Here is a 16069-nt window from a genome sequence, read left to right on the forward strand (position 1 = left end):
ACGTAAAGGGGTAAAGCGTTTGAAAAGTAAACTTTTGAAGAAATTCACTGCCACACTTCTCACCAGTACTTGTTGTTTCGGTCTGTATGGTGGTTCTTCGACCGCCAGTACGGCAACAGAAGTAAGCCTGCCGATAGACGCCTTTGTTTCCATCGATGCATCGGCTAAGTATCAGAAGATCGATAACTTCGGTGCATCCGATGCGTGGTCGATGGAACAGCTTGGAAAGTACTGGACGGATGAAAATAAAACACGCGTTGCGGATCTTCTTTTTTCCAGAGAGAAAGGGATCGGACTGTCATCTTGGCGCTTCAACATCGGTGCAGGCTCCACGGAAACGGACAAATCCATTATTACGAATCCATGGCGGCGAGCGGAAGCGTTCAAATCGGATATGGATGGCGGCTATGATTGGGGCAAGCAAGCGGGACAGCAATGGTTTCTAAAGGCTGCCAAGGATCGAGGCGTCGGTGACCTGATCGCCTTTGTCAATAGTCCGCCGGTCTGGATGACAAAAAACGGTCACGCTCAGCCGGATTCAACCGTAGGTTCCACCAATTTGAAGGAGGGTTATGAAGACGAATTTGCCGCCTATTTAAGCGACGTGTTGGAGCATTTTAAAAAGGAAGGACTTGAATTTAAGTATATTAGCCCGATTAACGAGCCGACTTGGGATTGGAACAAAGCCGGACAGGAAGGAAACCGCTATAATAATGAGGATATAAAGCGCGTCATTCTCGAGTTGTTCCGGCAGCTTCAGGCCAGAGGGCTTTCAGCGCAAATCAGCGCGCCAGACGGCGTGGAGATCACTGCGCTGCTCGACGACGAAGTATATAAGACATTCGCGAATAAAGAACAATACACAGGCGGCGCCAATAGTCTGGGAGTCGGCAAATACCGCGAATATATCAAGGACCTGCTCGGTGACCCGGAGCTAAAGGAAGCGATCGGCAATAAAATCGCATCACATTCCTATTGGTCCGATTATAGTAAACCAGGCGACGACCGTCTCGGTACGCTTAGGGAGCTGCTGGGTGCTAACCTGAAAAAATATGATGCGGCCGCCAAATATTGGATGAGCGAATATTGCATTCTCGGTTCATACGGATCGGGTCGCGACTTGGGTATCGATCCCGCTCTTTACGTTGCCCGTACGATTCATTTCGACCTGGCGTGGGCGAATGCGTCAGCATGGCAGTGGTGGACGGCAGTCTCCAAGGAAGATTATAAAGATGGCTTAATCTATACCGATTTCAACAATGCCGGGGACGAGCAAAACATCCTGACTTCGAAAATCTTGTGGGCGCTCGGCAATTACAGCAAATTTATTCGTCCTGGCGCCGATCGCATCGCGCTTACGGGGTTGGATGAGCAAGCGCGGAGCGGGCTGCTAGGTTCTGCTTACAAGCATGACGGAGAGAAAACAGTAACGGCTGTCTTCGTCAACGACAGCCAGGAGGATAAACGAATCAAGCTTTCATTAAGCGGGCTCGATGAGAAAGACGCCATTTCTGTTATGAAGTCGTATATCACATCAGGCATCCGGGATCTTGCTCGAGGGCAGGATGCGCCGATTCAGACGGATGGAACGTTCGAAACTGTCATTCCCGCCCGTTCTGTCGTGACGCTGAACGGAGATCTGGTTAAGGACAAGAAGCCTGAAGCTCCAGAGATTGTTAACGTAAAGCCTATGAATAAAGGGCTGAAAATCGAATTCAGCGCCCCGAAAGGCGCGTATGAATATGAAGTGAGATACGGGGCGCAAAGCGATATCCGGGAACAGAAGTTGACGCTGATGTCCGATGATGCGTTCGTCCTTCAAGGTTTGGAAAATGGCAAACCCTATTTTGTCACCATCCGAGCCGGCAACAAGAACGGGTTCGGTCCGCCTTCGAAGCGGGTTTACGGCACCCCGGAGCTGCTGGCCCCAATAGGTGTCAAGGCAACGGGTTCAGACGGCGGCTTTAAGGCAATCTATGACATTGAAACAGGCGTTCCCTCATATCGCGTTCGATATGGAACGCAGCTTGGCCATTACGATAAAGAAGTGGTAAGCGGGACGCCGAACGGGACGATTCAAGTCGATGGGCTCGTAAACGGCACAACTTATTACGGGGTCGTGGAAGCGGTGGACGGCCAGGATGTCAGTCCTTCATCGGCCCAATTTCAAGTGAAGCCCGATGTGCCGGCTCCTAGCAAAATCATTGCCATTCCGGGCGATAACAAAGCGCACCTTGAATTCACTCCGGTAGAAGGTGCCACCAGCTACAACGTTCAGGTTGTTTCTGGCTCGCAGATCATTTCTACCAATAAAAACTCTATTGAATTGGATGGCTTAACCAATGGATCGCCAGTTGCCGTTCGTGTGTCCTCCATCGGTAAAGGCGGTAATGGTGCTGGTTTCACGGAAACGATGGTGACACCGAAAGATGAGGATGTTCGCTTAGAAGACGATTTTGAGAACATGGACATGACACTCTACCAACAGGATCTTAGCAATTGGCTCATGAAAGACGGCCTTTTGAAGCATGCTTCAGGAGGAGATAACCAGGGGGAACTCGGCGTCAATGGATTGCAGCTGATCGATGGCACAATTACGGCGATTGCCAAACAATCGACGGCAGGAGCCGATTGGGGCATCGCTTTCCGCGGAAATAGCTACGCGAAAGGATACATGTTCGGCTTCGAAAACGGCGCGCTGTTCATTCGCAGAGACGGTCAAAATTTGGCTGCTTCCGCTCCATTCACTGCGAAGCTGGGTGAGCTTTATCAACTAGAGGTTCGACTGAACGGGAAACGTATTCAGGCCTTTATCGACGGGAATCGGGTATTTGACCTGATGGACACGGTTTACACGAGTGGTCGTGCTGGTCTTCACAGTTGGGCTGACGCGGAATTCTCCTACTTAAAAATCGCTCGTGAGACTGATAACTTTAAGTCTAAGCCGGAAATCTACCAGGTGAAGGAAGGCGATCGGCAGGTAGCGCTGCAATATAGCGAAGTTGATGGCACGGATTCGTATGTGATCAGGTACACACCCTCAACTGGGAACGAGTCCGGATCCGTAGAAAAATTGGCCAATCCGGGTTCTACGATCGTAACGGGATTGGAAAATGGCGTCACCTATTCGTTTGCGGTTATCGCTAAGCGAGGCGGAGAGGAGGCGGCGTCAGAGCCGATAGAGGTGACACCAATCGGGAACGCCAGCAAAGTGCTTTTCTATGTTGACGCAGGTGACGGAACACCTTTCCAATTGGAGGACGGTGAGATGTTCGGTTCGCTTCAAACGCTGGAAGAGCAGCCGTATGGCAGTGATCCCGTTACAGGTATCAAGTGGGGTTACGAAGCCGATGACGGATCGACCTGGGCACACAGCAGTCCGACCGCCGCTTACGAATCGATTCGCCAATACGATGGGAACGACAACGGTAAGGGGCTTGCGTACCGCTTCCAGATTCCAAACGGCACTTACAATGTGACCGTCGGGTTCTTCGATCCGTGGAAAGCAAGTGATCGAATAATGAATTTGACCATCAATGGAGAAACGAAACTGACCGGTTATGTCATTGGTTCGAAACAGGAAGCGAAAACGTTCGACAGCATCCTTGTGACAGACGGTGAACTCATCGTGAAAGCCGTCAAGGCAGGCGGTTCCAAACCGATGATAAGCTGGATCAAGGTGGAACAGTAACAATCGCTATAAATGCAAATTGTGTTGCTATACAAGGGCATTTATCTTTTCCAGAGTTGGGACAAGAACGTAACCATAAATCTGAAACCATCAAGAACAAATATGTTCTTGATGCCGACAACAAGTTCAAGGGACCGCGTCCGACGACATAAACATATGTGAATTAAGATCCCCGTAAAATGGGGATCTTCTTGTTGGTGCGCCTCACATTCATTCGTGGAGATGGCTCGCCTCATTATCGGCGCGAGAAGGGAACGTCATTCTCCCGTGAACCCCAATTTTAGGAGGTTACTATTTTGAGAGAATACAGTATGGAAAGTTTAGGGCAAGCTTCAAGCATACACCTGAATAAATTCCAATTTTAAAATAGGTAGTTGGAAGGGGAGTTTTGTCTTTGCAAGAGAAATTTGATTCAGACTGGGCCCATGTAAATAAAATTGATGGAATGGCTATTGATTTTGAAAAAAGGGTTAAGCCCAACAGAAACACAAATTTTGATTCTAAATTCTGAGTTATTTCAAGAATGGATATCAATTGAAAGATGCTTTTCAGTGCATTATCATGATATTGCTCGCTTTGAAGATTTATTATCTAATATGGAATTTGATAATTATGTAAGCAAACTAAAAAGTGTTGCTCTCCAAACGATGCATGACAAGACCATCCCGAATGAAATTGAATGGAGTAAATATAATAATGGTCCTACCGTGATTGTCCACGGTTCAATAGAAATATTCGATAGGCTTTTTTATCAGGTAGGTATTAATATTTCACCATATAACCTAGGAATTCAAATTGGTCAATTATGTAAGACGATGAACTTTAACCAGCCCATTGGCTTGGTGAAATTCCTAGCAATATTCACGAACAACGCAAGCGGTTTTTTTAATCTTGATATGGAAAAATTAGAAAAATTTATGGAAGAAGAAACTTTATTAGAACTGCCGATGATCGGTGGCCTTGCTGCGTTAACCACAGTAAAATTGAACTATTAGTTGAAAATAGACATAAAAATATAAGTAAATATTACTATTGTTTCTAAATTTGTATTGGGGTAAATTGATAAAATAAGAATGAATCATACTACGCTTAATTCTTTAGATTAAAGAAGCGGGGGAACCAAGTTTTCTGGGGTGAGTACACTTTTTTGAGTGTTAGGGTTAACTTTCAACCCGAATCCGTCAGCTAACTTCGTCAGCGTAGAAAGAAAAAATGATAGAAACATTAATGGGTCCTTTATTTTTAGGGCTCTATTCCCTCGCTTCCTTTTTTCGTACAAGAGAAAAAAGGAGGAATTAGACATGCTTCTTAAGAGAGTAACCAAAGAGGTGAAGAACCTTTTTCAATCGAAAAGATCAAACATTTCTGTACAACGTCAAGAAGAGATTCTTCACTTAAAGCTACGGTTGGAGGAGTTCGACATTGAATTTTCCAATTTGGCGTATCGGCCATCAGGCGTCGTAACACAGACTTTATTGGAAATAAGCAAAACGGTCGGACAAAACAATGACTTACTAAACCAACTAAGTTTGGAAAGGGAATTAGCGGATCAACAATTACTAGCCAATCGCATCGGCATTCCCCTGAAAATTTTGGAGGAACATCACAAATTTATCGTAACCATGGCTCATATTTTTGGTGGTCCGTATCCTTGCCTCAGAGAGTACATTAGAAGCAGTATTATATGAGCTTCGTTGAAAGATAAAGCTGCTTCTATATATTATTCGGTTGCTGATTCTACATTAAGCCCATCATAACCAACTTTTTTGTTCGTTTGTTATGGAAGTCACTCACATTTAATTCTTAATTCAACTAACAGAAAACGATACTTGAAATACGGCAGGCAGGCAGGCAGCCTGCTTTTTTCATTAAACTACCATAAAAATTAAAAATCTGGCAGTCGAAGAAAAAGAACAGCACTAAAGAAGACGCGGCTCATTCATTTTTTAAACGTTGTAGCCTAAGGTTTCAAGTCTTCGAACTGAGTTCCGTACAATAGCTCCAAGTTTTTGCTTATCATAATAATCTTCACCTAAGTCTACATACATGTCTTTTTTTGTCAGCAGATAATAAGCGATTCTTAGCATGGCATGGGCTACAACAATAGCTGCTCTTTTCCTGCCTTTTCGTGCTAATGTTCGCCTATACATAGCACCAAGATAGTTTTTGGAGGCACCTACGGAATGTGCGGCTTCTGTTAATGCAGATTTTAAATATTTGTTTCCTTTTTTTTCCTTAGAAGACTTCCGTTTGCCTGCACTCTCATTATGTCCTGGTACGAGAGCTGCCCAAGAACAGAAATGAGCCGCACTTGGAAACTGGTTTTTAATGTTTGTTCCTATTTCAGCTAAGATTTGTTCAGCCATTCGAGTTGCAATTCCAGGTATAGAATCTAATCGCTCTATGTCTTCCTGATCTGAGATAACTCTCTGGGCAACCTCTTGATCTAATATCGCAATTTGTTCGGTGAGGAAGTCAATGTGGGTTAAAATGGTTTTAAGCATCATGCGTTGATGAGGATTTACGTAACCTCGAAGAGCGAGTTCGAGTTCATCTTTTTTCTTTTTCATAGTGCGCCGAGCGAAGCTTGCTAGTTTCTCAGGATCTTCTTCACCGTCTGCGATGGCGTGAAGCATGTCCTTAGACGAGACCCCCATAATATCTGAAACTACAGAGCCCAGTTTGATGTTTGCTCCCTCTAGCACTGGTAGAGCTTTCATATGCTGGGCGTTTACAACTAAAAATTCAATATCTTCAGCTTCTAATAGGTTAACAATTGGCTTCCAGAATACGCCTGTACTCTCCATAGCTACGTGGGTACAACCATGCTTTTTAATCCAGTCAATTAACTAGATTAGAAATACGGTTTTAGTAGAAAACGTTTGAATCTCCTTTCCTTCGGGTGTCATTGTACATGCAGTAATGGATTCCTTATGAACATCCACAGGCTCTAAGGCACCATAGTTGATCGACCCTCCTCACCCAGCCGTAGTAGAAGTATTGACGGATTTTATCCATTTTCATCCTCTGTGGTGCAGCGCTGTGCGACTGAAGTATTTGACAGAAAACGAATCTTGTATCATAATAGAATGAACATTCGATCTAAACCATTTAATTGGAATAGAATGAACGTTCAATATATAATTTGGAGGTATTAACAATGAGTAAAACAGTTTTTATTACGGGAACCAGTTCAGGCTTGGGAAAACTTACGGCGATTCGGTTTGCTGAAATGGGCTGGAACGTAGCTGCAACCATGCGTACACCCGACAAAGAAACGGAGCTTACCGGTTACGATAATATCAAAATTTTCAAACTGGACGTCACCAATGTACATGAAGTTCAAACATCGGTAGATCAAGCCATTGCCGCGTTCGGTAAGATCGACGTCGTCATCAATAATGCAGGTATGGGGACTTACGGTTCGTTGGAATTAGCCCAAGAGGAAGCGATCGACTGGCAATTCGCCGTTAATACGCGAGGACCGATCAATGTCATTCGTAAATTTATACCACATTTCAGAGCCAATGGCGGAGGCATGTTCATCAATATTAGCTCTTTCATGGGAATCACGACAGCGGTGCCGCTCGGATCTCTCTATAATATGTCGAAATTTGCTTTGGAAGGACTGACGGAAGGTCTTTATTACGAACTGAAGCCGTTGAATATCGAGCTTAGATTGATCGAGCAGGGAGGTTCTACAGGAAATAATTTCAAGAACAGTATCACTTGGAACCGAGATGATAACATACATGATTACGATAATCTGATGACGAAAGTGCAGAATTTAATGAATCATGCGGAATCCAGCTCTACATTGGATGATCCTCAGATTATCACGGATGCCATAGCCGCTTTGGCGACTAGAGAGAGCAATAAATTTCGCACTGTCATCGGAACAGCAGGCAATGATCTGATGGCGCTTAGAAATTCTGTGTCCATAGAAGAATATTTGGAGACGATCGCTAAGAATTATATGTAAGCCCATTATGAAACGCTTCGTCATAACGCCAGGTCGATCTGACAATCTTGACTACGGATTGTATGAGGTGTATGTTAGATTAGAATGATCATTCGATCTTATGGTGGGAGCGGGATAACCTAATGTTTGAGAACTATAACAAGGTGCAGCAGGCTGTCCTTGAAACAACACTTAACATCATCATCCGAAAGGAATTACAGGCTACCTCAATGGCGCTTATCGCCAAGGAGTCTGGTGTATCGACCGGGAATATTTATCATTATTTCAAAAGTAAAGAAGATATCGTTAACGAATTGTACAAAGCCATTGTTACGTTTAACGGAGAGTATGTGCGAGGAGGCTTGCTGAAGGGCACAACGATTCGTGAAAAGTTTGAATTAGGTTGGAATCGAGTTATCGAATTGGGTAAACAATATCCTCAGGGCTTTCAATTTATTGAGCAGTATTCGTTCTCGCCTTACATTTACGAAGAGGTAAAGCAAGAAGTCTATACCGGCGGATGGTGTGGGCCAATGAACGAGTTATATCAAGAAGCCATTCAGGAGAAGCTGTTTATCCCGATGAATCCGAAAATGATGGTGCAGATGCATTACGGCACATTTGTTTATATGTTGAAGGCCCATCTACAGGGAATCTTTGAGTTAAGCAGTGAGGACGTCAGTAGTGCAATCCGTTCGTGTTGGAATGCTGTAACTCTTAGAGATGTAACGTAGGTAGATGGCCAAAAGCCACCCTCAAAGGAAGTCCGATAACAACCTTTGAGGGCGGCTTCTGTTTTTATGGGTGGGGCATAGTCGTCATTCTCGTCAACTTCAAGCGAGTCAAGAACAATTCGGCATCATATTTGTCGAGTGACAAGAACATGATCTCATTAATTGCCGCGTAAATCGTGGTTTTTTTGTTTTATGGGATAATGTTCTTGTCAAAACCAAATGACAAGAACATTATCTCATTCCCGACGAGACTCATTGAAGAGGATATAACGAAATCGAAGGCACACCTGCCTAGGGGGTTAAGCTGATGGAAGATTTACGCAACAGCGCCATGTGCAGTGGACGGAATAGCATTGTTGCTCAGGAAGCATATTTGACGAGGACTGGTAAGGACTTTATTTATAAAACAGGATGTTCTTAAGGGTCATTTGAAAATAAAAGTGGATTGAACTAACGGGGTTACTTCAACAATACCGCAAAGGCAGCCGACGCGCATGGATCGGCGGCCTTTGTTGCGCTATGGGGATTAATAAAGATAACTGTGTGGAAAAATGATGAAAAGAAAACGGTAGGTGATGGTTTCATGATGCGAGGATTGCTGTCGTTACTCTTGATATGCGGAGTATGCGCCTTCTTGGCAGGGTCGATTATATGCCTCGGTGTTTAAAGATTGGACTTGTCCGCGATCCATAGCGACACTCAAAGAGTTTCCGTCCCCAATTGATCTAAAAGGTCAATCAACGGCAGAGATTATTACAGGATGGAGAAAATATATGGAAACGATCTGGCGGATCCACGGGCATTCAGAAGGCAGCAGAGCTCCTTGCTAAAGCAGAACAGAGCGTTGGGGAGTCTGTTGCACTCAGTGAGGCCAAGAGCTTTACTGAATGATAGAATCTTTTTACTTCAATTATTCAGTTATTTATTTGTTTCGACACCATTTGCTATTGATAATCGAGTGGATTGTTTACGGCGGTACAGATTTATGTTTCTATGTAGTAAAAATATTCTATCTTTTAGTAAAGCGATTACATTCTTCGACAGGCCAGAAAATCGTATGATATGAAATGTAAGCGGTTTTATAAATAACGGGGAGGCAAACAAAATGAAGATGTTCAGAAAGATAACAAGCTTGGGTTTAGCTGCAGTTTTAACGGTGACACTGGCTGCGTGCGGAAGTACGAAAAGCGATAGCAAACAACCTGCAGATTCCAACTCGCCAAAGTCTACGGCCAATGCTGCTGAGAAAATCAATCTCACGATGTGGTCGCAGTTTTCCGATCCTAACTCCAAGGATGGCGGATTTATCGGCTTTTACAAAGCGTTGGATGCGACGAAAGCAAAGTTTCCCAATGTAGAAATCGAACATACGGGGATCGGGGGAGAAGCCTATAAAACGAAGATTAAGACGGCTTCAGCAGCAAATGACTTGCCCGACATTTTCTTCTCTTGGGGCGGAGGCTTCGCACAGCCATTCGTTGCAGGAAATCGCATTTTACCGATGCAGGATCTTGTAAAAGACGGAACTATCAACAAGCTGGTCCCAGGAACGACGGACAATTTCACGTTCGACAATAAGCTTTACGGGCTTCCGACGAATATCGCAACTGCGAACCTTTATATCAATACGGAGCTATTCCAAGCCGCAGGCGCCAAAGTTCCTGCCACTTGGGAGGACTTGTTAGCTGACATTAACGCTCTAAAGGCCAAAAATATTACGCCTATCGCACTGGGGGCAAAAGACAGATGGCCTGCGATGTTCTGGAACTCCATTTTGGACATCCGCATGGGGGGAACAGCTGCAGTCAATGCAGCTTTGAATAAGACAGGATCTTTCAATACGCTGGAATTCCAGGCCGCCAGCCGCAAGTACAAGGAGCTGATTGACGCCAAGGCATTCGGGGAAAATCCACTAGGGACTTCCTATGATGAGTCAATCAATATGTTCTTAACTGGCAAAGCCGCCATCTTGTACATGGGCGCTTGGGTGAACGGACAGATCAATGCACCAGAATCTGCGGTTAAAGGGAAGGTTGAAGTGGTGAAATTTCCGACGATTTCAGGTGGGAAAGGCAATGCCGATGAATGGCATGGCGGTTCCGGAGAATCCTTCTTTATTAATAAAGATGTAAAAAATAAAGATCGCGTGTGGGAAGTTTATAAATATTTCATGGAGACGATGGCGAAGGAAGTATACCTTGCTGGTTCCGGTTCCTCCGCATGGAAAGGCGATCTTGGCGACACCTCGAAGGTAGACCCGCTTGCTGTTAAAATTGGCCAACTCTCTGCGAAAGCGACAGGTTTCTCTTACTGGTGGGATCAGATGTTGTCTGGTAATGATACGGAGTCTATGTTCGGTTCACTGATGAAATTCACAGCTGGAAAGGTATCGCCTGAGGACTTTAATAAAGAACTGCAAAGTAAAATAAATCCTGGCAAATAGAGACGAAAGATATCTAATCGAAGAAATTGGCGGAAAGCAGCTTCCGCCAGTTTGATTAGGGGAGGGAGAACCATGCAACAAGTGTTTGGCGATAAGAAAGCCATAGCCGTCTTCGTAATTCCTGCGCTAGTCTTGTTCATACTAGTAGGTTTTATCCCGATTGTTCAATCCTTTTATTACAGTATGTTGGATTGGAACGGAATCGGAAAAGGGAAATTTGTGGGATTGGCTTTGTATAAAGATCTATTCTTTACCGATACGTACGACATGCAATTTCTTCACTCTGTTTGGAATACGTTTTATTTGGCTATTTTGTCAGTGGGCTTGCAAATCCCTTTCGCGTTCCTTCTTGCCCTAATTCTGGCCAGAGGCATCAAAGGGGAGAAGTTTTATCGGACGTTATTCTTTATCCCCGTCACGATTTCTTCCGCCGTCATCGGACTCATGTTCTTATCCATTTTGAACCCGAATTACGGTGTATTGAATGCCATATTGGCGCAAATTGGACTGGAAGGATGGAAGAACGATTGGCTTACGAATGATAAAACGGCTTTATCGAGTATCATGCTTCCGGCCGTGTGGCAGTGGGTTGGTTATTACATGCTTTTGATGTATGCGGCCATAAAAGGTATTTCCGAAGAGATGTTTGACGCAGCCAAAATCGATGGGGCGTCCAGATGGCGCGCCACGTTTTCTATCGTGATTCCGTTAATAACGCCAATTATCAAGGTTTGTATCGTTTTTGCCATTATTGGCTCGTTGAAATTTTTTGATTTGACTTTTATCATGACGAACGGCACCTCGGCACCGGCGACGGATGTACCCAGCACGCTGATGTACACAACCATCTTTAAGAGAAATATGTACGGGTATGGAAGTGCAATGGCCGTCTTTATGGTGGTGGAATGTCTTGTTATTTATATGGGGCTGCAGTGGTTGTTTCGAGTACGAGGAGAGGAGAATGGCAAGTGATACTGACCCGCAAATGGATTAACACCAAACTTGTTCTTCAACTTTTTCTCGTCGTTTTTGCCATCATTCAATTTTATCCGCTGCTATGGCTAGTATTAACCTCATTCAAAACCAATATTGAAATCACTGGAAGCAATGTAATGGGACTGCCCTCCAAGTGGATGTTTGAAAACTATAAATACGTCTTTGTTGGTTCCAAGCTTGGCAGGAATTTCTTGAACAGTTTATTTTACACCGGAATTACGGTAATCACCTCGGGGTTGTTAGCGTCGATGGTATCGTATGCCGTCACCCGGATGAAATGGAAATTTAGTAAAATTGTACTTGCCTTATTTATGTCCGGGCTGATGATTCCGGTACATGCTACCTTACTGCCTATCTTTCTCATCTTAAAGCAAACCCATTTGTTAAATACGCCATGGGCGTTGATGATCCCTTATACTGTGAACGCCATTCCTCCAGCTATGTTCATCATGGTAGGATTTTTTACGAGCCTCCCCCGGGAGTTGGAAGAAGCCAGTGTCGTTGACGGGTGTAATATATATCAAGTGTTTTTCAGGATTATGCTGCCCTTGATAAAACCGGCTCTCGTTTCGGTGTCCATCTTTACGTTCCTAGCCGCATGGAATGAATTGATGTTTGCGACTACTTTTATCAATAATACCAACCTCATGACGATAACCGTTGCCATTAATTCTCTACGGGGGCTGCATATGACAGAGTATGGTCCTATCGCAGCCGGCATGGTCATCGCGACCATTCCAACGATTATTTTGTATGCCTTCTTAAGCGAGCAGGTACAGAAAAGTATCGTCGCGGGAGCAATTAAAGGCTAGTACCGCTGCGTTCATGCTATAATAAGTGGAGGAACGATAGGAAATAAGTAGAAAGGACTTCAATCAGACAGAAGGTGGTTATGTGGTGAAATTCGCCAAAATAAGAACACAAATGATATCCTATTATATTCTATTGCTATCGGTTTCTCTGCTGGTTAGCGGCGTCTTGTATCAAAGATTTAACCGAAGTCTGATCGACGGTAAGATTGCGGAAGTCTCCGAACAAAGCTTAAACGCGATTCAATCCAATATGAATTCCTTGTTCGATAATGCTTCGAAATATTCCCAAAGGGTGATTGCCAGCGGCACCGTTCAGGAGCTGTTGAAGACGGACTTCACATACGATGGATTCGTTGCTTCGAACCTGAGTATCCAAAAGGTACTAAATGAAATTTTCCTCGCGGAGTCCAGCGTAGCCTCCGTTTATTTATTCCGAAACGACGATTTATACTATTCTTTGGAATTTCAGAAGCTAGGACTTAACATTGCAAGCATGAAATCAGCTCCCTGGTACCAGGAAGCCGTAAGCAAACACGGGGGTCCGATATGGCGGATTAATGCAGGCGGGCTCCTGAATAAAGGGGAACAATATCTGTCTTTAATCCGTGTCGTGAACGATCTGAATACCGCCAAACAACTTGGCATGGTGATGATTAACATTCCGTTAGCTCAAATTAAAAAGCCCTATGAACATACCATTGACGGCAAGAAGTACGATCTTATGGTAGATCGGGAAGATGCGCTTTTGATGGAGTTTGAAAATCCCGAGTTGCAGCAGTTTGCGGAATCGGAAGAGTTTCAATCCCATGCTTCTGGGAGCTTTATCAAAACGATAGCGAATAATCGATACATCTTTGATAAGATGGAGGCCCACGGTTGGCGTTATGTAACCGCATTCTCCATGAGCGACTGGCCAAATCCGTACAAGGCAGTGAATCGCGTCCTCATCCCAATCGTCGGGTTTAATGTTGTTTTTATTTTTCTCGGGTTTATTTGGATCACGAGATCCATTATCCACCCGATATTAAGTTTATTAAAATCGATGCGAAAAGCGGAGACGGGTGATTATCAGGAAGTTCTTCTCAATCCGAATTCCAATGAGATCCGGCAGCTTCAAGATCGGTATAACCGTCTGCTTGCTACGATTCAACAATCGATGGAGCGAGAGAAAGAGGAGCAGACGCTTCGGCGAAAGCTTGAACTTCATATTCTTCATCAGCAAATTAAACCGCATTTTCTATACAATGCTTTGGAATCTGCGGGATACTTGTCGTTGGCAGGGGAAAGGGAAGAAACTTACCGCCTGATATCCTCGTTGGCCCAATATTACCGTTTGAGTTTAAGCAAAGGGAATGAAATCATCTCACTGAAAGAAGAATTTGAAATTGCCAAGAACTATTTGACGATTCAGCATATTAGATATCCAGGCATGTTTACGGCTATTTATGAATTAAGCGATGCGTTACATGATTATCCAGTTCCCAAACTCACCCTACAACCACTTGTGGAGAATGCGCTATACCATGGCATTCGGCCCATGGGGCAACAGGGGGTGATTACCGTCTCAGCCGTTTCTTCAGGCAGATCAGTCATCTTGTCCATTCAAGATGATGGCATGGGCATCTCGGAAGATAAGCTGGATTCCATGAGAGAGGAACAGCTCGTTCATAATGCTTCGAGCTTCGGGTTGCGTGGAACGATAACGAGACTTAAGCTTTTTTACGGGGAAGGCATGTCCTATTCGATTGTCAGTTCACCGGGAAATGGAACGGTCATCGACATTGAAATACCCTACTTGGAGGATTCCGAATGGAACAAGGAAGGATAACAGCCATTGCTGTAGATGACGAAGTCAATCCAAGAAAGCTTCTTCAAGTTCTCCTTGATTGGCATTCCCTTGGAATTGAATTTATCGGGGAAGCGTCTAACGGGAACGAAGCGCTGGATTTGATTGATGCGGTAAGGCCAAATATCGTATTTACCGACATTAATATGCCGTATATGGATGGATTGGAACTAGCGAAGCAGGTAAGGGAGAGAGATCCGTTCATTAAGGTTGTAATTCTAACCGCGTATCCAGAATTTGAATATGCGAAGCAAAGTGTGAAAATCGGAGTCCATGATTTCTTGTTAAAGCCCCTTCAACCAGACGTGCTTCGAAAACTGGCTGTCGATTTGAAAGAAGTGATAGAGAAAGAAACTGTCCATTGGAATGAATACCGGAAAATACAAACAGAGCTTCTTGAAAACACCCTTGAGCTAAAAGAAAAATTTCTCATGGATCTGCTTGTGGGTACCTCCTCAAATGGAGAGCAGCTTAATCGGAGATTCGACTATTTTTTTGGTGAATCACTTCGTTCATGTTTCTCAGTTGCCATACTCGATTTTCAAAGCGAGCCTAACGTTGAAGAAGAGAGAAGACTAAACCTTAGCATGGGCTGCAAGAGGGCCGTGGAATTCCTGGTACACGAGCGTGAGGGGATTCATGTTCTTCAAGATAATGGCGGACGCGTCGTGATGATCAGCTGGGATAAAGCGATTGAGTTGGAGTCGCTCGGGGAACAGGCCATTCGTATCATTAAGGATAAGCTGGGCTGCCAAGCAACGGTTGGAGTAGGAGGCGTTTGCAACAACTTGCCTATGGTGAAAAAGAGCTACAAGGAGGCCCTTGAAGCGCTGCGTTATGGCAAATTATTCGGAGGGGACCAAGTCATTTCGTTCGGAGAGGATATCCGACTTGTCAATTATTCGACAGACTTGAAGCAATCGGATACGGAAGAAATCATTTTTTTCATTAAAACGGGACTCAAAGATCAAGCCGTTAAATCGATCGATAAGCTATTTCAATCACTGGAACCCTCTGACGGAACGGCGAATGAACACATGTATTCGCTCGGTGTCCATTTCATTTCGATGCTGAATCTGGCTATGTCGGAGTTGGGCTTTACGCAATTGCGTTCGAACTTGTTGAACGGTGCCTTGTATAATCGCATGTTTGGTTGCCGCACTACCAGCGACTTGAGTCAATTTTTGTCCAAATTGGCGGAAGATACGGCGGATTATGTGCAGGGCACGCGAATGAAGAAAACGAACCAGATTGTTCGCGATATACTGGCCTATCTAACTGATGAGTTTCGAAACCCCGAAGTCTCTTTGGGTTCCGTTTCCCAAAAGTTTCATCTCAATTCCAGTTATTTAAGTCGCATTTTCAAGCAGGAAATAGGGCAGGGTTTCACCGATTATTTGCTTAAGCTTCGAATTGATGAAGCCGTTAAGCTCATGAACGAAGCGGACTGGAAAGCTTATCAGATTGCTGAAAAGGTAGGGATCAAGGATCCTTATTATTTCAGCCACAGATTCAAAAAAGTAACGGGAGTTTCCATTCAGGAATACAAGAGAACTTCACAGAAATAAAAGAAAGGAACCGGCTTG

At 44.3% G+C, this 16069-nt stretch carries 10 protein-coding genes, 1 pseudogene and 1 riboswitch; of the genes and pseudogenes, 10 read left to right on the top strand and 1 reads right to left on the bottom strand.

The window, feature by feature from the left end; translation table 11 throughout:
* The first annotated feature begins 19 nt into the window (after window positions 1-19).
* From QFZ80_RS06975 to QFZ80_RS06985, 3 genes are all read left to right on the top strand, one after another.
* Window positions 20-3691, top strand: coding sequence for a glycoside hydrolase (locus QFZ80_RS06975; RefSeq protein ID WP_307558025.1), 3672 nt, complete (start codon window positions 20-22; stop codon window positions 3689-3691).
* 458 nt (window positions 3692-4149) lie between these two features.
* Window positions 4150-4686 (top strand): hypothetical protein, encoded by a 537-nt coding sequence (locus tag QFZ80_RS06980; protein ID WP_307558027.1) that lies wholly within the window; start codon window positions 4150-4152, stop codon window positions 4684-4686.
* 81 nt (window positions 4687-4767) lie between these two features.
* Window positions 4768-4907: riboswitch (cyclic di-AMP (ydaO/yuaA leader) on the top strand.
* 85 nt (window positions 4908-4992) lie between these two features.
* On the top strand, window positions 4993-5379 hold the full coding sequence (locus QFZ80_RS06985; RefSeq protein ID WP_307547940.1) for a hypothetical protein: 387 nt from the start codon (window positions 4993-4995) through the stop codon (window positions 5377-5379).
* Between the two features lie 258 nt (window positions 5380-5637).
* Here the strand turns inward: QFZ80_RS06985 and QFZ80_RS06990 are convergent.
* Window positions 5638-6660 (bottom strand): annotated as a pseudogene (locus tag QFZ80_RS06990) (IS110 family transposase).
* Window positions 6661-6851: 191 nt separating this feature from the next.
* Here QFZ80_RS06990 and QFZ80_RS06995 point away from each other — a divergent pair.
* The 7 genes from QFZ80_RS06995 to QFZ80_RS07025 all read left to right on the top strand — a co-directional run bounded on the left by QFZ80_RS06995 (window position 6852) and on the right by QFZ80_RS07025 (window position 16051).
* A complete protein-coding gene (locus QFZ80_RS06995; protein WP_307558029.1) occupies window positions 6852-7673 on the top strand; it encodes an SDR family oxidoreductase in 822 nt (273 codons plus the stop codon).
* 122 nt (window positions 7674-7795) lie between these two features.
* Window positions 7796-8386, top strand: coding sequence for a TetR/AcrR family transcriptional regulator (locus QFZ80_RS07000; protein WP_307547936.1), 591 nt, complete (start codon window positions 7796-7798; stop codon window positions 8384-8386).
* A 1105-nt stretch (window positions 8387-9491) separates the two neighbouring features.
* Window positions 9492-10829: an extracellular solute-binding protein gene (locus QFZ80_RS07005; RefSeq protein WP_307547934.1), complete on the top strand. Its 1338-nt coding sequence runs from the start codon at window positions 9492-9494 to the stop codon at window positions 10827-10829.
* Window positions 10830-10901: 72 nt separating this feature from the next.
* On the top strand, window positions 10902-11801 hold the full coding sequence (locus QFZ80_RS07010) for a carbohydrate ABC transporter permease (protein WP_307547932.1): 900 nt from the start codon (window positions 10902-10904) through the stop codon (window positions 11799-11801).
* Entirely contained in the window at window positions 11798-12637 is an 840-nt protein-coding gene (locus QFZ80_RS07015; protein ID WP_307547930.1) for a carbohydrate ABC transporter permease, read from the top strand. Before QFZ80_RS07010 ends, QFZ80_RS07015 begins: the two co-directional genes overlap by 4 nt.
* A gap of 85 nt (window positions 12638-12722) precedes the next feature.
* On the top strand, window positions 12723-14465 hold the full coding sequence (locus tag QFZ80_RS07020; RefSeq protein WP_307547928.1) for a cache domain-containing sensor histidine kinase: 1743 nt from the start codon (window positions 12723-12725) through the stop codon (window positions 14463-14465).
* Window positions 14447-16051: a response regulator gene (locus tag QFZ80_RS07025; RefSeq protein ID WP_307558031.1), complete on the top strand. Its 1605-nt coding sequence runs from the start codon at window positions 14447-14449 to the stop codon at window positions 16049-16051. The genes QFZ80_RS07020 and QFZ80_RS07025 overlap by 19 nt, the downstream gene beginning before the upstream one ends.
* Window positions 16052-16069: the final 18 nt, after the last annotated feature.

The organism is Paenibacillus sp. V4I7 (assembly GCF_030817275.1).
Lineage (GTDB): Bacteria > Bacillota > Bacilli > Paenibacillales > NBRC-103111 > Paenibacillus_E.

Coding starts and splice junctions, on each gene's coding strand:
- QFZ80_RS07000 (WP_307547936.1), top strand. CDS start 7,796: ATGTTTGAGAACTATAACAAGGTGCAGCAGGCTGTCCTTGAAACAACA.
- QFZ80_RS07010 (WP_307547932.1), top strand. CDS start 10,902: ATGCAACAAGTGTTTGGCGATAAGAAAGCCATAGCCGTCTTCGTAATT.
- QFZ80_RS06995 (WP_307558029.1), top strand. CDS start 6,852: ATGAGTAAAACAGTTTTTATTACGGGAACCAGTTCAGGCTTGGGAAAA.
- QFZ80_RS06985 (WP_307547940.1), top strand. CDS start 4,993: ATGCTTCTTAAGAGAGTAACCAAAGAGGTGAAGAACCTTTTTCAATCG.
- QFZ80_RS07005 (WP_307547934.1), top strand. CDS start 9,492: ATGAAGATGTTCAGAAAGATAACAAGCTTGGGTTTAGCTGCAGTTTTA.
- QFZ80_RS07025 (WP_307558031.1), top strand. CDS start 14,447: ATGGAACAAGGAAGGATAACAGCCATTGCTGTAGATGACGAAGTCAAT.